17 protein-coding genes are annotated in these 17,331 nt (G+C 67.9%); 7 read left to right on the top strand and 10 right to left on the bottom strand.

The genetic code is table 11. The annotated features are described in order from the left end of the window. From ACV7JP_RS15615 to ACV7JP_RS15600, 4 genes are all read right to left on the bottom strand, one after another. Positions 1–990: an NAD(P)H-dependent glycerol-3-phosphate dehydrogenase gene (locus ACV7JP_RS15615; protein WP_457796572.1), complete on the bottom strand. Its 990-nt coding sequence runs from the start codon at positions 988–990 to the stop codon at positions 1–3. Then, complete coding sequence (locus tag ACV7JP_RS15610) at positions 987–1,517, bottom strand: phospholipase D-like domain-containing protein (RefSeq protein ID WP_457796571.1); 531 nt, start codon at positions 1,515–1,517, stop codon at positions 987–989. Before ACV7JP_RS15610 ends, ACV7JP_RS15615 begins: the two co-directional genes overlap by 4 nt. A gap of 178 nt (positions 1,518–1,695) precedes the next feature. Further along, entirely contained in the window at positions 1,696–2,757 is a 1,062-nt protein-coding gene (tsaD, locus tag ACV7JP_RS15605; protein ID WP_457796570.1) for a tRNA (adenosine(37)-N6)-threonylcarbamoyltransferase complex transferase subunit TsaD, read from the bottom strand. Positions 2,758–2,884: 127 nt separating this feature from the next. After that, positions 2,885–3,655 carry an SDR family oxidoreductase gene (locus tag ACV7JP_RS15600; RefSeq protein WP_457796569.1) on the bottom strand — a complete coding sequence of 257 codons (771 nt, stop codon included), beginning with the start codon at positions 3,653–3,655 and terminating at the stop codon, positions 2,885–2,887. Between the two features lie 337 nt (positions 3,656–3,992). Between ACV7JP_RS15600 and ACV7JP_RS15595 the strand changes: the two genes are divergently transcribed. Then, positions 3,993–4,670 (top strand): outer membrane protein, encoded by a 678-nt coding sequence (locus ACV7JP_RS15595; RefSeq protein ID WP_457796568.1) that lies wholly within the window; start codon positions 3,993–3,995, stop codon positions 4,668–4,670. A 91-nt stretch (positions 4,671–4,761) separates the two neighbouring features. Beyond that, complete coding sequence (gene lysM, locus ACV7JP_RS15590) at positions 4,762–5,277, top strand: peptidoglycan-binding protein LysM (protein WP_457796567.1); 516 nt, start codon at positions 4,762–4,764, stop codon at positions 5,275–5,277. Positions 5,278–5,400: 123 nt separating this feature from the next. Here lysM and ACV7JP_RS15585 read toward each other — a convergent pair whose 3' ends face one another. Further along, positions 5,401–5,991: a glutathione S-transferase gene (locus ACV7JP_RS15585; RefSeq protein ID WP_457796566.1), complete on the bottom strand. Its 591-nt coding sequence runs from the start codon at positions 5,989–5,991 to the stop codon at positions 5,401–5,403. Between the two features lie 198 nt (positions 5,992–6,189). Continuing rightward, the gene (serB, locus tag ACV7JP_RS15580) at positions 6,190–7,074 is read right to left on the bottom strand and encodes a phosphoserine phosphatase SerB (protein ID WP_457796565.1); all 885 of its coding nucleotides are present in this window, start codon (positions 7,072–7,074) and stop codon (positions 6,190–6,192) included. A 170-nt stretch (positions 7,075–7,244) separates the two neighbouring features. Between serB and miaA the strand changes: the two genes are divergently transcribed. Then, positions 7,245–8,183, top strand: a complete 939-nt coding sequence (miaA, locus tag ACV7JP_RS15575) for a tRNA (adenosine(37)-N6)-dimethylallyltransferase MiaA (protein WP_457796564.1) — start codon at positions 7,245–7,247, stop codon at positions 8,181–8,183. On the opposite strand, the gene ACV7JP_RS15570 is transcribed toward miaA, so the two are convergent. Further along, positions 8,111–8,989 carry an RMD1 family protein gene (locus ACV7JP_RS15570; RefSeq protein WP_457799107.1) on the bottom strand — a complete coding sequence of 293 codons (879 nt, stop codon included), beginning with the start codon at positions 8,987–8,989 and terminating at the stop codon, positions 8,111–8,113. The genes miaA and ACV7JP_RS15570 overlap by 73 nt on opposite strands. 134 nt (positions 8,990–9,123) lie before the next feature. On the opposite strand from ACV7JP_RS15570, the gene fdxA reads away from it, so the two are divergent. Beyond that, complete coding sequence (gene fdxA / locus ACV7JP_RS15565) at positions 9,124–9,462, top strand: ferredoxin FdxA (protein ID WP_457796563.1); 339 nt, start codon at positions 9,124–9,126, stop codon at positions 9,460–9,462. 620 nt (positions 9,463–10,082) lie between these two features. Then, positions 10,083–11,546, top strand: a complete 1,464-nt coding sequence (locus tag ACV7JP_RS15560) for a CarD family transcriptional regulator (RefSeq protein WP_457796562.1) — start codon at positions 10,083–10,085, stop codon at positions 11,544–11,546. Between the two features lie 208 nt (positions 11,547–11,754). Here the strand turns inward: ACV7JP_RS15560 and ACV7JP_RS15555 are convergent, their stop codons facing one another. From ACV7JP_RS15555 to ACV7JP_RS15545, 3 genes are all read right to left on the bottom strand, one after another. After that, entirely contained in the window at positions 11,755–12,639 is an 885-nt protein-coding gene (locus ACV7JP_RS15555; RefSeq protein WP_457796561.1) for an RNA polymerase factor sigma-32, read from the bottom strand. A 118-nt stretch (positions 12,640–12,757) separates the two neighbouring features. Further along, positions 12,758–14,239, bottom strand: a complete 1,482-nt coding sequence (locus tag ACV7JP_RS15550) for a M48 family metalloprotease (protein WP_457796560.1) — start codon at positions 14,237–14,239, stop codon at positions 12,758–12,760. Beyond that, positions 14,220–15,035, bottom strand: coding sequence for a thermonuclease family protein (locus ACV7JP_RS15545; RefSeq protein ID WP_457796559.1), 816 nt, complete (start codon positions 15,033–15,035; stop codon positions 14,220–14,222). The genes ACV7JP_RS15550 and ACV7JP_RS15545 overlap by 20 nt, the downstream gene beginning before the upstream one ends. Positions 15,036–15,213: 178 nt before the next feature. On the opposite strand from ACV7JP_RS15545, the gene ybgF reads away from it, so the two are divergent. Both ybgF and tilS read left to right on the top strand, forming a co-directional pair. After that, on the top strand, positions 15,214–16,245 hold the full coding sequence (gene ybgF, locus ACV7JP_RS15540; protein ID WP_457796558.1) for a tol-pal system protein YbgF: 1,032 nt from the start codon (positions 15,214–15,216) through the stop codon (positions 16,243–16,245). A 22-nt stretch (positions 16,246–16,267) separates the two neighbouring features. Beyond that, on the top strand, positions 16,268–17,266 hold the full coding sequence (gene tilS, locus ACV7JP_RS15535; protein WP_457796557.1) for a tRNA lysidine(34) synthetase TilS: 999 nt from the start codon (positions 16,268–16,270) through the stop codon (positions 17,264–17,266). The last annotated feature ends 65 nt before the right edge of the window (positions 17,267–17,331 follow it).

Genomic DNA, 17,331 nt, shown 5'->3' with positions numbered 1-17,331 from the left:
TCAGGCCTCGGCCTTGAGCGGCCGCATCAGGAGCGCGTCGATCGCGGCGTCGACGCCGAGGCGCGATGACAAAATGGCGTCCACCGATTCGGCGATCGGCATTTCCACGCCCGCCGCCTGCGCCATTTCCACGAGCACGCGCGCCGTGAAGGCGCCCTCGGTGAGCTTGCCGCCGGATGCGTCCTTCGGCGCCGCGCCCTGCCCCAGCGCCTGGCCGAAGGCGAAGTTGCGCGATTGCGCCGAACTGCAGGTCAGCACCAGATCGCCAAGGCCGGAGAGGCCCATCAGCGTCTCGCTCCTCGCGCCGAGCGCGCGACCGAGCCGCGTCAGCTCAGCGAAGCCGCGGGCGATCAGCGCCGCCTGCGCGCTCGCGCCGAGTTGACGGCCCGACGCCATTCCGGCGGCGATGGCGAAGACGTTCTTGGCTGCGCCGCCAATCTCGACGCCGCGCAGATCGGTCGAGCGATAGAGGCGGAAGGTCTTGGTCGACAAAGCCTCGCAAAGCTGCTGGGCGAGCGCCTCGTCCTCGGCCGCGAGCGTCACCGCCGTCGGCAGGCCCTTGCAGACATCCGCGGCGAAGCTCGGACCCGACAGGACGGCCGGACGCGCCTGCGGCAGCTCCTCGGCGACGACGTCGCTCATGAAATGCCGCCGGTCGCGCTCGATGCCCTTGGCGCAGATCACGAAGGCGGCGCCCTCGGCGAGATGCGGCCGCGCCGCGCGCGCCACCGCGCGCATCGCCTGCGCCGGCACGACCGCCAGCACGATGCGCGCGTCCCTGATACAGGCGAGATCGCTCGTCGGCGCGACGGCGGAGGCGATCGGCAATCCGGGAAGATGCCGCTTGTTCTCGCGATCCCCGGCCAGGGCGGCCGCATGGGCCGGCTCATGCGCCCAGAGGGGCACGCGCGCGCGCCCCTGCGCGGCGACATTGGCGAGCGCGACGCCCCAGGCGCCGGCGCCGAGAACGGCAAGGTAATCGCGCGTCATCTCGTCCCGATCCGCTGATTGTCGGGGCGCGCCCAGAGACGCTCGAAGATGTCCCGAAAGCGCGCCGCCGCTTGCGGGTTCTCTATAACGATCAGATCATTGTCCTGATAGACCTCGCCGGAGACGGAAAAATTCGCCGACCCCGTGCGCAGGGTGCGGCCGTCGATCTGATAGCTCTTCAGATGCATCAGGTCGCGGGAGCGCCCCTTGAGGCGCACGTCCAGATTGGGCGCGTCGGCAATGCCGAGAATGGGCGAATGGCGTCCCATCTCCTCGCCGTCGAGATAGACGCGCACCTTCACCCCGCGCATGGCGGCGCGGCCGAGCGCGGCGACGAGCGCGCGATCGGTGAGGACATAGGCCGCCATGTCGATGGAGCGCCGGGCGCCGTTGACGAGCCGCGCGTCGACGGTCTCGAAGCCGTCGCCGGGGCCGTAAAAGACTTGAACGCCCGTATAGAGCGGCTCCTGCGACAAGGGGCCGGCCGCCTGCGGCTGCGGCGCCAGCAGCATCGCCGCGAGCGCCACGAAGAAAGCGCCTCTCATGAAAAGCGGACGAATGCGCGGCCGCCCCGGTCACTCCCGGCGGGCCGCAGGCCCGGCCGGAAATCCGGAACCGCGGGCGAGCGCCTCCGCCCCTGGATCGCCGATCGCGCGCTTTGCGCGCGTCGGGAATGACACAGACCCGGCATATGGAAAAACATCGCTACGCCTTGCCGTGATGGTCGCCGCTCGCCGAAGCGTCGAGCGGCCAGCGCGGACGCGGCGCGAAGCCGAGATCGTTGGTGAGGCCGCGCTTGAGTCGCTCGAGTCCCGCCCAGGCGATGATGGCGCCGTTGTCGGAGCAGAGATTGCCCGGCGGCGAGACGAAGCGCAGGCCGCTCTCGGCGCAAAGCCGCGTCAGCGCGCGGCGGATCGCGCCATTGGCGCCGACGCCCCCGCCAATGACGAGCCCGGTCGGGCGCCCCTCGCCTTCCGTGAAGAGCTTGACGCCGCCGCGCACGCGGTCGACGATGACGTCCACGATCGCCGCCTGGAAGGACGCCGCGACATCCTTCGCTTCCTGCTCGCTCGGAGTCCCGAGCTTGAGGATTTCGAGCCGCACGGCCGTCTTGAGCCCCGAGAGCGAGAAATCGGCGCCGCCGCGTCCGAGCATGGGCCGGGGAAAATCGAAGCGATGGGGATCGCCTTCCTGGGCGAATTTTTCGATTTCCGGTCCGCCGGGATAAGGCAGGCCGAGCATTTTCGCGACCTTGTCGAAAGCCTCGCCCGCCGCGTCGTCGACCGTCGAGCCGAGGCGGCGATAATCGCCGACGCCGCGCACGGCCACGAGCTGCGTATGCCCGCCGGAGACCAGCAAAGCGAGATAGGGAAAGTCGAGATGATCCGTAAGCCGCGCGGTCAGCGCATGGGCTTCGAGGTGATTGACCGCGATGAAAGGCTTGCCGGAGGCGAGCGCCAGACCCTTGGCGGCGGTGAGGCCCACCAGCACGCCGCCGATCAGCCCCGGCCCCGCGGCGGCGGCGACGGCGTCGACGTCGGCGAGCTCGATCTTGGCGTTGGCGAGCGCGCGGGCGATCAGCCGGTCGAGCACGTCGATATGGGCGCGCGCCGCGATCTCCGGCACGACGCCGCCATAGGCCGCATGCTGCGCGATCTGGCTCAGAACCTCGTTGGAGAGAATGTCGCCCCCGTCCATGCCGAGACGGTCCGACACGACGGCCGCGGCCGTCTCGTCGCAGGTGGTTTCGATGCCAAGCACGCGCATATACGCTCCTTAAGGCGCGAAACGCGCCTTTTTGACGCCCGGAAGCGGTTGCGCCGCCCCGGGATAACTGACCGCAACCGTTAGATGTTTAGCGGATTATGGTTTGCGAAGGGTTTATGAGCGTAGGCTATTCCGCCACATCCGGCGTCCGCCACGCCAGATGCTGGCCGGCGTCCACCGCGATCATCTGGCCCGTGACGCTCTTCGCCTTGCTGAGATAGATCACCGCGTCCACGACGCCCGAAACCTCGGCGGCGTGGCCGAGCGGCACGCCATGCGCTTCGATCTCGAATTCGCGGTCGCCCAGCGCCTCGTTCGGGAAGACCGGCCCCGGTCCCACGGCGTTGACGCGGATGCGCGGGGCGTAGGCCTGCGCCAGGGTGCGCGTCGCGGTCCAGAGGGCGGATTTGGAGAGCGTATAGCTGAAATAGCGCGGCGTCAGGCGCCAGACGCGCTGGTCGATGATGTTGACGACGGCGCCTTCCGCGCCTTCCGGCAGGGCGCTGGCGAAATCGCGGACGAGGATCAGCGGCGCGCGGAGATTGATCGCCATTTGCCGCTCGTAGCGCTCGAGCGTGAAATCCTGCGCCTGATCGACCTCGAAGACGGAAGCGTTGTTGACGAGCAGCGTCAGCGGCCCGAAGGCGCGCGCCGCGAAGTCGGCGAGCCGCTCCGTCTCCCGGGCATTGGCGAGATCGGCGACGGCGACGCAGGCGCGGCCGCCTTGATGGCGGATCGCTTCCGCCGCAAGCTCCGCCTCCTCCGCCGAACGCTGCGACGAATGCAGCACGACGGGGCGGCCTTCGCGCGCGAGGCGCCCCGCGATCGCAAGCCCGATGCGCCGCGCGGCGCCCGTCACCAGCGCCGGCCCGCTATGTGTGTCGCTCGCCTTTGTCATCGCCGCTTCGCTCCGTCGCAGGGGGATTCTCACGATGCGCTTGCAGGGTCAACGGCTCGCGGGCGGCCGCGTTTCAACGAAACATTAGCCAAGGTCGTCTGCATTCGAACTGAATCTTGCCGCGGCGCTTAACCCCTGCGGCAAGTATAGAAACGTCGATTCTACAACTACCTGCATTTTGACAAGAAAAATATTGGCCTGCCTGCTTTCAGCCACGCTTTCCCGCCCCTCCCGGCAAGAAAGCGTTAAGCTGAACGAATTCATTTCATCCCATCGAAAAGCGAAAAAATCGCCCCTTCGACGCAGCCGCGCCTAGAACGGCCATGGGAGCAAGAACATGAAATTCAGCCGCGTCCTCCTTTGCGCGCCTTTCCTCGTCGCGGCGAGCGCCGCTCTGGGCGCGGATCTGCCCCGCCGCTCCGATCCGCCGCTGGTGGACTATGCGCCGCCGCCCCCTGCCTTCACCTGGGGCGGCTTCTATGCGGGCGTGCAGGGCGGCGTCGGCTTTGCGTCCTTCACGAATGACGGAAGCCGTCTCATCGGCGATCCGACGGGCGGGCTCATCGGCGTCACGGGCGGCTTCAACTATATGGCGGCGCCGCAATTCCTCGTCGGCGCGGAGGCGGATTTCTCCTTTACGGGCGTCAGCGCCGCCACCGCTCCCCTTTGGAACGCCGTCGCCAAGGGAGAGGTCGACGACGTCCTCACCATCCGCGGCCGCGCGGGCTATGCGGTGATGGACCGCGCGCTCCTCTATGTGACCGGCGGCTTCGCGGCGAGCAAGAACACGCTGCAATTCGCCCAGGGGCCGTTCTACGGCTTCCAGGCGAGCTTCCAGCCCGGCTGGGCGCTCGGCGCGGGCGTGGAATATCTGATCACCCAGAGCGTCTCGGCGAAAGGCGAATATATGTTCACCTCGACCGGCTCGGGCCGCTATTTCGATTTTTCGCCTTACGCTTTGGATTCGGGCGTGAATATGTCCGCGGTCAAGGGCGGCCTGAATTTCCATTTCTGACGGGTGACGAAAGGCCCTGTCACGAAAGCCGCCGCCGCCTCATATAATGCTCGGCGCCGCGCAAGAAGGCGTCGTGGCCAGGAGGCTTTTCATGGGCATTTTCGACTTTTTCACCGGCAAGAGCAAAGCGGCCCCCGCCCCTGCGGGCGCAACGGACGCTTCGGCGGCGCCCGCCGACGCGCTGATGAAGGAATTGCAAGCCCACGGCTTCGACGTGTCGGGCGTCGACATCGAGGTCGACGGCGGCAAGGTGACGCTCAACGGCGCCGTCAATTCGCGCGCCGACATGGAAAAGATCGTGCTGCTCGTCGGCAACACCAAGGGCGTCGCGCAGGTCGAGAACAATCTCATCGCGCCCGACGCCGATCCGGAGGCGCCCTCGGGCGTTTACGTCGTCAAGGAAGGCGACACGCTCTGGAAGATCGCCGAGGCGAGCTATGGCGACGGCGCGCGCTACGAGGAAATCTTCGAAGCCAACAAGCCGATGTTGAAGAACCCCGACCGGATCTATCCCGGCCAGCGCCTGCGCATTCCGGGCGGAACCGGCCCCGCCGCCGCCAGCGCGGAAATTTGGGCCCCGCCAGCGGAGATCGCCAAGAAGGCGTGACTGAGGCCCCTTGTCATTTTCCCGACCGACGGGCCGAGGGCCCGATCGGGAATCGGGGCGACGCCCGTCAAGGTCGACCTGGATTCCCGCTTTCGCGGGAATGACAGGACGCGGCCTCCCCCTTTACGCCTTCGTCGCTTCGAAAGCGGGAACCTGCGCCGTAAAATCGTCAAGCCAGGCGACAAGCTTGGGATGCCGGCCGCGCCAGGCGCCTTCGAAACGCAGGTCGAGATAGCCGAGCGCGCAGGCGACGGCGATCTGGCCGATATCGACGGGACCCGAAGGCGGCGCGGCCTCCAGCGCGGCGAGCGCGCGGTCGATCTTGCCCTGCTGCAGGTCGATGGCGTCCTGGTCGCGCAGCTCGGCGCGGCGCGTCGCCGTCTCATAGCGAATGAGAAGCGCCGCGTCGTTGATCCCGTCGCCGAGCCCCTGAAGGCGCAGAACCTCGAACCGGCGCGGCGCCGCGGGAATCAGCTTCCCGCCGCCGAGATGATCGAGATAATCGGCGATCACGCGGCTGTCATAGAGCGCCGAGCCGTCCGCCAGGATGAGCGTCGGAATCTTGCCCAGCGGATTCTGCGCGCGCAACGTGTCTTCGGGATCCGTCGTGCTCGCCGCGACAATGTCGATGCGGCCGGCGAGGCCGAGCAGTTCCGCCGCGATGCGGATCTTGCGCGCATAGGGAGAAGCGGCGGAATAACGGAGGATCATCATCGGGGGCCTTCTTCCATTGCGGTTTGAACTTTATAACAACGCCTCGAAACAGCTTCGAGAGAGCGTCCATTGCGAGCGGAGCAGAGCGATCCAGAGCCGTTGCCCCGATTGCTTCGTCGCTTCGCTCCTCGCAATGACGACGGTTGAGCGGGTTTCCTTGACGCGGAAGCCGATCGCTTTCCCGCAAGCCGGAACCGCTCATTCCGTAAATTCCTCCCGCCGATATCCTTGCGCGTAAAGCAGCGCCCGCAGATCGGCGTGAGCCACGCGCGCATGCGCGGCTTGCGCCACTTTCGGCTTGGCGTGATAGGCGACGCCGAGGCCCGCCTCGCGCAGCATGTCGAGATCATTGGCGCCGTCGCCGATGGCGAGCGTCGCCTCGCGTGAAAGCCCGAGACGCTCGCGCAGGAAAGCGAGCGCGGCGCGCTTGCCTTCCCGGTCCTGGACCGGATCGAGCACCGCGCCCGTCAGCGCGCCGTCGACGATTTCAAGATGGTTGGCGAAAGTCTCGTGAAAGCCGATGCGCGCGGCGACGGGCTCCGTGAATTGCGTGAAGCCGCCCGTCACGAGCGCCGTATGCGCGCCATGCGCGCGCATGGTCCGCACCAGAGCGCGGGCGCCGGGCGTGAGCGTGATGCGGGTCACGAGCGTTTCGATCTGGTCGAGCGTCACGCCCGCGAGAAGCGCGACGCGTTCGCGCAAAGCCGATTCGAAATTCAGCTCGCCCGCCATGGCGCGCTCCGTGATCGCGGAGATGCGGTCGCGAATGCCGATAAGGCCGGCAAGCTCGTCGAGGCATTCCTGCTCGATCATGGTCGAGTCCATGTCGGCGACGAGCAGAAGCTTGCGCCGGCCCTCGACGGGCTGAAGCACGGCGTCGATCGGCTCGTCCGCGAGCGCCGCCTGCAGGCGCGCGCGCGTCGCGCCGAGATCGTCGTTCTCGAAAAAGGCGTCCGCCGCGACCTCGGGCGCGAGCCAGTCGAGCGACGACGTTGCGACGCCCGCGTCTCGCAGCGCGCGCGACGCCGCCGCCTCGGCGAGCGACGCGCCTTGCCCCGCGACAAAGGTCGCCACGAGCCTCATGCGATCGCGCCGGCCCGAGCGTCCGCGTCCCGATGAGCGACCGACGGCGCCGCCATTCTTCCGCCTTCGGGACGCGCGCCAAAAGGTGCGCTCCTCAGGATGAGGAAAGGGCTTCCGAGCCCCATGAGGATCGCCTTTGACATCTCGCTCATTTACGCCGCAATAGCGCCATGTCCGACAGCATCACGTCTGCGCGCGCCATTCTCATTGCAGGTCCGACCGCCTCGGGCAAGTCCGCCCTGGCGCTGGAGCTGGCGAAGCGCGTCGGCGGCGCGGTGGTCAACGCCGATTCGATGCAGGTCTATACCGACCTGCGAATCATAACGGCGAGGCCCACGCCGGAGGAAGAAGCGCAGGTCCCGCATTTTCTGTTCGGCCATGTCGACGCCGGCGTGAATTATTCCGTCGGCCGCTATCTCGCCGACCTGGCGCGGACGCTGCGCGACGTCCAAGCGCGCGGCCTCACGCCGATCATGACGGGCGGCACGGGCATGTATTTCAAGTCGGCGCTTTACGGACTCTCCGACATCCCGGCCGTGCCGGAGGAGGTGCGCGCGCAATTGCGCGAAGCGTCGCAAGGAAAGACGCCGCAAGCGCTTCACGCCGAGCTTGCGGCGAAAGACCCCGACACCGCCGCGCGGCTGCGCCCCACTGACCCGCAACGCGTCATGCGCGCGCTCGAAGTCCTTGCCGCGACGGGCAGGCCCCTCGCCTCCTACCAGGGCGCGCGCGGCGCCCCGCTCCTCGACGCGGCGAGATGCCCGGCGTTCTTTCTGGCGCCGGCGCGCGAGACGCTCTATGCGCGCATCGATTCGCGCTTCGACAAGATGATGGAGATGGGCGCGCTGGACGAAGTCGCTCGATTGCGCGAGCGAGGACTCGATCCCGCGCTGCCAGCCATGCGCGCCCATGGCGTTCCCGGCCTGATCGCTTATCTCGACGGGCTTGCGACGCTCGACGCGGCGATCACGCGCGGAAAGCTCGACACCCGCCGTTACGCGAAGCGGCAGTTCACCTTCGCGCGGCACCAACTGCCTCACTTCGCATGGCTCTCGGGCGCCGAGACCGGCGCGGAGGTCGAGGCCGCATGCGTGGCCCTTGGCCGCTGATCGACGAAGATCTGAAACAGCGACAGCCCGAACTCCATCGCGATGAGCACGATGATGATCCATTCGAGCCGCACCGATCGGTCGGCGTCGATGAGATCGGTGAGCGCGCGCGCCGTCTCGCCGATCACGTCGATCTTCGCGTTGAGCGTGCGGCCGCGCGCTTCGAGCTCATATTCGTCCTCGAGACGCGCATAGAGACGCTCGAGGTCCGGCCGATCCCACAAAACGTCGGGCTTGTCCTCGACGGCGACGCGGCCCGAGACGCGGTGGCGCACGAGCAATGTCTGGCCGATCAATTCGAGCATGGCCTTGCGCTTCCAGGGCGGACGGCCCTTGCTCGCGAGCTCGGCGGCGAAAGGCTCGATCGTGTCGAAGACCGCGTTCACGCGCCGCTCGTCGCGCGCGAGCGCCACGCTCTTCGCCAGCGCGTCCGCGATGACGAGAAGCCGCGCCTCGGAAAGGTCCTTCACGGCGAGGCGGCCATTGGGCAGCGCCTTCTCCTCGCCGTCATGCACGATTTCGATGACCAGCGTCTCGTCGTCGCCGCGCGACGCGCCGGCGACGCGCGCGCCGATCTTGGTGACGATCTCGTCTTCCTCTAGCGGCGACAGGCCGAAAAGCACCGCGACGCCGAAGCGGTAGAGAACGGCGAAACCCGCCTGCCCCACATGGAAGGCGAGCGGCGCCGTCGACACGAGGTCCGCACGCTCGAGCCCCACCGTGTCGATGCGCTCTCCAAGCATCAAGGCCCGCGCCGTCGCGATCTGCGTGACGGAAGGATTCGCTTTGAACTCGATGTCAGTCATCATCAGCCTATCGTAAGCGCCATTATGGGCCGCGTCGCGGCGGCGCCGAAATGGATTTCATGCACGCCTTGCATGACGACGGCAAAAACGCTAGCTAGCGCAGCAATCGGCGCAAGACGCTCAAGAGAGTCCTCATGACCTACGTCGTCACGGAAAACTGCATCAAGTGCAAGTATATGGACTGCGTGGAAGTTTGTCCGGTAGACTGCTTCTACGAAGGCGAGAACATGCTCGTCATCCACCCGGACGAATGTATCGATTGCGGCGTCTGCGAACCGGAATGCCCGGCCGAGGCGATCAAGCCCGACACCGAGGAAGGCCTGGAGAAGTGGCTGCAGCTCAACGCCGAAATGGCGCAGAACTGGCCCAACATCACCATCAAGCGCGAGCCGCCGGCCGACGCCAAGGAGTGGGACGGCAAGCCCGGAAAGTTCGAGGCGCATTTCTCGGCAGAGCCCGGACAGGGCGATTGATCCGGATTGGCGCCCAACGCTCGGGCGCCGGTCGAATCAGATTAAATTGCGGGCGCCAGCCAGGGAGCCGCAAATAGTTTCCACATCCTTAATCGCTCAGAAATAGCTTTTATTCTCCATACCTTGGCGATCGACAACGAAGCTCTCAGGCTGAACTTGGCCGAGGGTTGTCTTTGATTTTTGCGCCACGGCATGATATAGAGTTTGTCAGATGATCGCCGCCCCTCTGGCGACCGGCCGATTCCATAAGTTTGCCTCTCAGCAAGAGAAAGCGCGCGCTTGACCGTTGTGTCCAAAGCCCGACTCCGTCGCCCGCGGCTCTAGCTAAGGTGTCAGATCGACAAGCTTGCCATCCGAGCGGTTTCCGCTGCGGGACGGTGAGAGGTCTGCAATTCCGCCCCGTCTCCACAGCGGGGCGCAGAAGGAGTGTCCCGCGTATGCCGTCCGCCACGAAGAACGAGAAAAAGAAGGGGGCCGGCGTCGCTTCATCGGATTCGCGCTCCCGCGGTTCGGCGACGAAGAACGCGTCCAAATCCGCCCGGTCCCGGGCGACCGCCTCCGCTTCCTCGAGCAAATCTGCTGCCAAGACCGTGACCGCCAAGTCGGCGGCGGCCAAGTCCGTGGCCAAGGCCGCTGGAACGGGCAAGGCGCCGTCTCGAACCAAGACGGCGGCGAAAGCCGCGGCCGGCGCCGCGACCAAGACGGCCGCGAAAACGGCCGCGAAGGCCGGCGGCGCGAAGGCGCCCGCGAAAAACCTGACCAAGACCGGCGCGAAGACCGCGTCGGCGCAGACGGCCTCCAGGGCGACGGCCCGCGCCGCCGCTCAGGCCTCTCCGCGCGCCACCGTCTCGGTCAAGAATGCGGCCGCACGGGCGGCCGGCGCGATCAGGACGGCGAGCGACAAGGCCGCCGGCGCCAAGGCGGCGGACGCCAAGCGCGTCAACGTCAAGGCCGCGTCGAAGCCGGCCGCCAAGGCGCCCGCCCCCGCGACGCAGAAAGCGCCCGCCAGGGCGGCGGCCAAGGCGGTGAAGAACGCCGTCCTTTCCGGCAAGGCCCCGGTCGCCGAATCGAAGAAGCCCGTCGCGGTCTCGCCGGCGGCCGCAAAGACGGCTCGCGCCAAGCCCGAAGCGGCCATGGTCACGACCGCCGCGCGCGCCGAAGCCGCCAAGCCTGTGGAAGTCGTGAAGACGCCTGAGGCGACGAAGACCCCGGCGCCCGCCAAGACGGCGGCCGCTCCCAAAGCCGTCGCGGCCCCTGCGCCCGCGACATCGGTCGCCGCGCCCAAGCCGGCGCGCGACACTGCCGCCCCCCCTTCCCCCGCTCAGAGAGCCGCTTCCGCGGCCTCCGCGACGGTCGGAAAGACTTCCTCAACCACGACAGCCGGCGAAGACAAAAAATTGGCAAAAAGAAACGAGCCCCCCGTTGCGACGGCGACGCCCGTCGCCGCCGAAAAGACTGCGATCGACACCAAGGCCGCGGCCAGGTCCGCGCCCGCGCCCGCCAAGGCGAAGCCGGCGGCGCCCAAGCATGGCTTCAAGCTCAATGAATTCATCGTCTATCCGGCGCATGGCGTCGGCCAGATCGTCGGCGTGGAGACTCAGGAAGTCGCGGGCTTCAGTCTCGAGCTTTTCGTGGTGAGCTTCATCAAGGACAAGATGATCCTCAAGGTTCCGACGAGCAAAGTCGGCAATGTGGGCATGCGCAAGCTCGCCGAGACCAATGTGGTCGACAAGGCGCTGACGACGCTTTCCGGCCGCGCGCGCATCAAGCGCACCATGTGGTCGCGCCGCGCGCAGGAATATGAGGCCAAGATCAATTCGGGCGATCTCGTCACCATCGCGGAGGTGGTGCGCGACCTCTACCGCTCGGACACGCAGCCGGAGCAGTCCTACTCCGAGCGGCAGCTCTACGAGGCCGCGCTCGATCGCATGGCGCGCGAGGTCGCGGCGGTCCGCAAGCTGATCGATTCGGAAGCGCTGAAGCTGATCGAGTCCTTCCTGCAGAAGGGCCCGCGGCGGGGGCCGAAGGCGGACGCCGACGTTGCGGACGACGCCGATGATGAGGATGTCGAGCGCGCGGCTTGAGCGGAGCCCGGAATTAAGCCGGAAGCGAGACGCTTTAATCGTCACTGCGAGGAACGCGGTGACGAAGCAATCCAGAGCCCATATCGCGGCCCTGGATTGCGTTGTCGGCTTTGCCTCCTCGCAATGACGGCCGTGTGCGGCGTGAAGCCGACACGCGACAAAAAGCCCTCCGTGGCGCGACGGAGGGCTTTTCGTTTCTCGCGCCCACTCACGCCATGGGCGCGGCTTCGTCGGGTTTGTCGTCGTCCTTCAGCTTCGACAGCGCGCGGCGCAGCTTGGTCAGCGCGCGGCTCTCGATTTGGCGGACGCGCTCTTTCGAAATGCCGAGCTTGTCGCCGAGCGTCTCCAGCGTCACGAGATTTTCGGTCAGCCGCCGCTCCTGCACGATGCGCAGCTCGCGCTCGGAGAGGATGGCCAGCGCGTCCTTGAGCCACCGCGCGCGGCGGTCGGAGTCGAGATGCTGCTCCACGACCTCGTCCGGCAGCGGCGAATCGTCGACCAGAAAATCCATGCGCTGGGCGGAGCCGGCCGATTCGTCGTCGACGAGTTGGGCGTTGAGCGAGACGTCCGAACCGGAGAGACGCGAATCCATCATCTCCACATCCGCGCGCGAGACGCCGAGCGTCTGCGCGATGCTCTCATAGGCGTCCCCCGAGCTGAAAGCGTCGGGCTCCCGCGCAAGCCGCGCGCGGAGGCGGCGCAAATTGAAGAACAGCGCCTTCTGCGTGGAGCTCGTCCCGCCGCGAACGATCGACCAGTTGCGGAGCACGTAATCCTGGATCGAGGCGCGGATCCACCAGGTGGCGTAGGTCGAGAAGCGCACGTCGCGCTCCGGCGCGAAACGGGCGGCGGCCTCGAGGAGGCCGACATGGCCTTCCTGCACGAGATCCGCGATCGGCAGACCATAGTGACGGAACTTGGCCGAGATGGCGATCACGAGCCGCATATGGGCGGCGGTCAATTTATGAAGCGCGAGCCGGTCGCCGCGATCGCGCCAGGCGATGGCCAGATTCTTTTCTTCATCTCTTTCGAGAAAAGGGGCGTCGGCCGCCGCCTTCATCAGCTCTCTGCCTAGTCCCGGAAGATACGCCATGGTCAAATCTCCATAGCGCGCTATCTCTTTTGTATGACGAAGCGAGATATCCGCGCATTTTGAACAACTCTAAGCGTTCAACCCGCGGGTCCGCGTCATGTTCCCGGGCGCGCCGGCCCTACTCCGTTACGATTTTGTAACGCTCGCCGGCCGTGACCGGCTCACTCTCATCCAAGCCGTTGAGAAGGCGGAAGTATTCGAGCGGCCGGTTGGGCGTCGTCATATGCGCGGCGAGGCTCTCCGCCGTGTCTCCCAGGCCAGCCGAGATTACGGAAATTTTAAGTCCATGCGCCTCGCGCGCTTCCTCCGGCGTGATGCGCCGGAAGGTGAGGATCGAGTCCATGAACTCCTTCTCTGCCTGGTCCGTCAGCGTCTTGGCGGCGAAGATCAGGCGATAGAGATAGTCCCCAGACTGGATGACCGCGAGGCGGAAATTCCACTCGCCGGCGCGCGCCACGGCCGTCACCGCCGGCAGGCCGTTGACATCGATCTTCTTGACCGAGGACGGCAGCAGGCCGTCGACCCAGCCCGAGCCGACATAGGCCTCCAGGCTCTCGAACTGCGGATTGCGCACCGTATCGAGGCGCAGCGCCTCATTGTCCGCCTGCCGGACGCCGAAGACCGCCTCGCTCGAATTCTCCAGCAGAAAGCCCTCGGGCGCCGCGAAAGCGAAGCGCAGGCGCGGATGGGTGAACTTCCGATCGCGGACATAGCCCTCCATCGGATCGTCGCCGAAGGCGACGCCGTTGATCGCGGCGAGATAGCCGGCGCGGTCGCGGTTGCCGATCCCCGGCGCGCTGATCTGGCGGGCCACCGCCACCGCCCGCGCAACGCGCTCGGGCGTGGAGGGATGCGTCGACATGATGTCGAAACCCATGGAATCCTTGCGCTTGCCGTAGAGCGCGGCGCGCAGCTCGGAAGAGCGGCCGAGCGCCGTGAGGAATCGCGCCGCGCCATAGGGATCGAAGCCCGCCCGGGCGATGACCTTCACGCCGGTCTCGTCGGCGTCGAGCTCCTGCTGGCGCGAGAAGCTCGCGACGGAGAGCCGCTGCTTGGAGCGCTCCTCCTCGCCCTTCTGGCGGCTCTGAATGACGGTCGCCGCCTGCGAGATCACCGCCGCCTCGCGCTCCCTCTCGGCGCGCAGCGCGCTGTGGCGCAGCGAGACATGGGCGATTTCATGCGCCATCACCGCCGCCGCCTCGGAGGCGTCGCCGGCCAGCGCCAGCAGGCCGCGCGTGACGTAAAGATTGCCGGACGGCAAGGCGAAGGCGTTGACGACCGGCGTGTTGAGGATCGTGACCTTGTAGGCGGCCTGGCCGGGCGTGTCGCTCGATTGCGCGAGCTTCGCCAGAATGCCGTCGAGATAGCGCTCCGCCGTCGGCGCCTGATATTCCCCCCCGAACTGGGCCAGCAATTCCTTGTGCTGGACCGCGCCGCGATTCTCCGTCCTGAGCGGCGCGGGCTTCGTCGCCGGCGCCGGAGGCGGCGGCGTGGGCGCGAAGATCTGACCCTGCCGCTCGAGCTCGGCGCAATCGGCGAGGAAGAGGGCGCAGGCGGCCGCAAGCGCCCGGCCGGCGGATTTACGGCTTGGGGTCTTCAAGAATTTCGATCTCGGCTGGCGCGGAAATTTCCATGCGCGGTCCCAAACCTGTCTCAATCAGCCCTCGCACGCGCGCCCGCCGCCCGATGAGCGTCCGGGGTTCGATTCCCGACGCCTGGAAGATAGCCAAATTGCGGCGCGAAATCACGACGGCGAAATCCTCTGCGCGCTTTTGGCCGAAATTCAGGTAGAGGGCGCCTCTGCTCTCGCCGAAACTGGAAATTTTGCCCTCCACCAGCGTCATTCCCTTGCGCCGCAGCAAGCTCGCGCCCGCCCCCTTGGCGGCCGGATCGACCGGCCGCGACGCCGGATCGGCCCAGACGCCCCGCCCCGCCTCCCGCGCCGGCGCCTCGGCGGCGAGATAGGCCTGCGCGCAGGGCGCGGCCGGCGGATCGGGCCGGAAGCGGGCGAGTCCCTCCTCCAGCATCGCGGCGCCGACCGAAACGAGGGGCGTGTCGGGCTTCTCGCCTTGCGCGGCGAAGATCCGCGCCGGAACGCGGCCCCAGCGGTCCGTGGCGGCGGCGAAGGCGCCGAGAAAGACGTCCCGCCCGGCGAGCCAGCCGGAGAGGCGCTTATGCGCGGCGGCGCGTCGATCCGGCGCGCTGACGCCCGGCGGCGGAAATTCCAGCCCGGAGATCGCGGCGCGGCGGCCGTCGTCGAGCAGGAGATCGAAATCGTCGTCCACCACGGCGACGGTGGCGGGAGTCGCGGCTTCGAGAGAACAGGCGCCGGATTCGGCGGCCGGCGAGAGCGCGAAGGCGGGAACGGCCGCCGCGACCGCGAGGGCGGCGGCCATTGCGGCTCTTCTCTCCCGCCCGAGGGGGAAAAGAGAGGCCGCCCGGAAGCTCGTCATGGAAAAAGCTTAGCTTGCGTTTGCCTCGCTCTGCAACCTCCGCCGCAATTACGCCCAACCAGCGCCTATGATGCGGCGCGCCAGAGCACGGCTTTCAGCGCGGCCGTCGCATCCCCACATCATGCCCATGATCTCTCGCATCGCCCTCTCCGCCGCCCTCCTCCTCAGCGCGGGCGCCGCGCTGGCCTATGATCCCTACGGCCCGGCGCGGCCCGACTCGGATATTGAGCCCACGCAAGGCTACAACCGCCCGCCGGCCGATATCGACCTGCCGCCGCCCGGCGAGATCGACGGCGCCGGCCCCGACGCGGCCGCCATGGTGACGCGCATCGACCGGCTGGAGCGCGACATTCGCCGCCTCACCGGCCAGAACGAGGAATTGCAGCACAAGGTGCAGATGCTGGAAGAGCAGCTCCGCTCCGCCAGGGACGCCGCCGCGTCCCGTCCGGTCGATCCCGCCGCCGCGCGGCCCGCGCCGGGCCCGGCCGCCGCCGCGCCGGCGGCCCCTCCCCCGGCTTCCGCGCCCACGGGCATGCGGCGCAGCGACGCGTTCGATCCCGCAAGCGATCCATCCGCGCCCGGCGCGCCCAAGCCGCTGGGGACGGCCGCGCCCTCCGCGCCGCTCGCCAACCCGCCCAGGATCGCCGCCGGCTCGGTGACCGCCGCCGCGCCGCCGGTCCGGGAAGTGGGCCAACCCATGGACATCGCCCATGGCCGGCTTGTCGGCGACCAGCCCGCCGCCTCGCCGGAAATCCCGGCGGCCCCGCCCGCCGGGCCGAAGGAGGAATATGAAGAGGCGGTCGCCACGCTGAGGGCCGGCAAGTTCGAGGCGGCGGAAAAGGAGCTGGGAGCCTTCCTCGCCAGGAACCCCAAGAGCAAATACGCTCCGGCGGCGACCTTCAATCTCGGCGAAAGCTTCTTCCTGCGCGGGCGCCATCGCGAGGCGGCCGAGAAATATCTCGAAATCTCGCAGAAATTCGGCCAGTCCGCCCAGGCGCCGGATGCGCTGCTGCGGCTCGGCCAATCGCTCGGGGCGATGGGCGCCAGGGAGCAGGCCTGCGCTTCCTTCAGCGAGATCGGGGTGAAATATCCGGGCTCGGCGGCGCGCATTCGCGAGGCGGCGGCGCGCGAGAGCAAGAAGCTCGCATGTTGACCGCGCGTGGCGGGCGCTGACCTTGGACGAAGCGTCGGCGCTCGACCTTCTGAGGCCGCATCGCAGCTTGCTCCTCGCCGCTTCGGGCGGGCCGGACTCGGTCGCGCTCATGCTTCTGGCCGGGCGCTGGGCCGAGCGCGGCGCTCATGACATCGCCGTCGCCACCGTGGACCACGGCCTGCGCGCCGAGGCGCGGAAGGAGGCGGAGCAAGTCGGACGATGGGCGCGCGCGCTGGGCTTCGCCCATCATCTGCTGACTTGGGAGGGCGAGAAGCCCGGGACCCGCATTCAGGAGCGCGCGCGGCAAGCCCGCTACGCCCTGCTGGAACGCCGCGCGACGGAAATCGGCGCGAGCGCGATCGTCACGGCGCATCACGCCGACGATCAGGCGGAGACCATTCTGTTTCGCCTCGCGCGCGGCTCTGGGATTGCGGGCCTCGCCGGCATGGCGCGCGAGTCGCGCTGCGGGAGCGTGGCGCTTTTGCGGCCGCTTCTCGACCTGCGCAAAGCCGCGCTCCTCGAAATCTGCGCGCAAGCCGGCCACGCCTTCTTCACCGACCCGTCGAACAGCGACGAGGCCTATGCCCGCGCCAGGCTGCGCAAGCTCATGCCGCTGCTCTCCCGGCAGGGGCTCGACGCCGAAGCCTTGCTGAGACTCGGCGAAAGGGCGGCCCGGGCCGACGCCGCGCTCGCCGCCTGCGCGGAGGCCGCGCGCCAGACCGCTTGCGTCGAAATCCGGCCGGACCTCTCCCGTCTCGACCCGGCGGCGCTTCGCGGTCTGCCGCTCGAAATTCTCCAGCGCGTCCTCGGAGCGGAAATCGAGCGGCTGGCCCCGCAGGCCCGCCTCCGGCTCGACCGGCTGGAGCGCGCGGCTTCGCGGCTTTCGCAGTCGGTGCAATCGGGCGCGCCGCTGCGTCTCACCATCGCCGAGCTGTTGATCGAATCCGCGGCGAAAGGCGTGTCGATCCGGCCCGCGCCGCCCCGGCGCGGGAGCAATCGCCAAGCCTGCGGCGGCGCTTGACCTGGACCGCGCCTCTCTTGGCAAGAAACGGGGGCGCGCCTAGATTAATTTCAACTCGGAGCGCT

Source organism: Methylocystis sp. S23, from assembly GCF_054106005.1.
This window is presented reverse-complemented; position numbering and strand designations above follow the sequence as displayed.

Coding starts and splice junctions, on each gene's coding strand:
- lysM (WP_457796567.1), top strand. CDS start 4,762: ATGGGCATTTTCGACTTTTTCACCGGCAAGAGCAAAGCGGCCCCCGCC.
- serB (WP_457796565.1), bottom strand. CDS start 7,074: ATGAGGCTCGTGGCGACCTTTGTCGCGGGGCAAGGCGCGTCGCTCGCC.
- miaA (WP_457796564.1), top strand. CDS start 7,245: ATGTCCGACAGCATCACGTCTGCGCGCGCCATTCTCATTGCAGGTCCG.
- ACV7JP_RS15555 (WP_457796561.1), bottom strand. CDS start 12,639: ATGGCGTATCTTCCGGGACTAGGCAGAGAGCTGATGAAGGCGGCGGCC.
- fdxA (WP_457796563.1), top strand. CDS start 9,124: ATGACCTACGTCGTCACGGAAAACTGCATCAAGTGCAAGTATATGGAC.
- ACV7JP_RS15585 (WP_457796566.1), bottom strand. CDS start 5,991: ATGATGATCCTCCGTTATTCCGCCGCTTCTCCCTATGCGCGCAAGATC.
- ybgF (WP_457796558.1), top strand. CDS start 15,214: ATGCCCATGATCTCTCGCATCGCCCTCTCCGCCGCCCTCCTCCTCAGC.
- ACV7JP_RS15545 (WP_457796559.1), bottom strand. CDS start 15,035: ATGGCCGCCGCCCTCGCGGTCGCGGCGGCCGTTCCCGCCTTCGCGCTC.
- ACV7JP_RS15570 (WP_457799107.1), bottom strand. CDS start 8,989: ATGACTGACATCGAGTTCAAAGCGAATCCTTCCGTCACGCAGATCGCG.
- ACV7JP_RS15600 (WP_457796569.1), bottom strand. CDS start 3,655: ATGACAAAGGCGAGCGACACACATAGCGGGCCGGCGCTGGTGACGGGC.
- ACV7JP_RS15615 (WP_457796572.1), bottom strand. CDS start 990: ATGACGCGCGATTACCTTGCCGTTCTCGGCGCCGGCGCCTGGGGCGTC.
- ACV7JP_RS15595 (WP_457796568.1), top strand. CDS start 3,993: ATGAAATTCAGCCGCGTCCTCCTTTGCGCGCCTTTCCTCGTCGCGGCG.
- tsaD (WP_457796570.1), bottom strand. CDS start 2,757: ATGCGCGTGCTTGGCATCGAAACCACCTGCGACGAGACGGCCGCGGCC.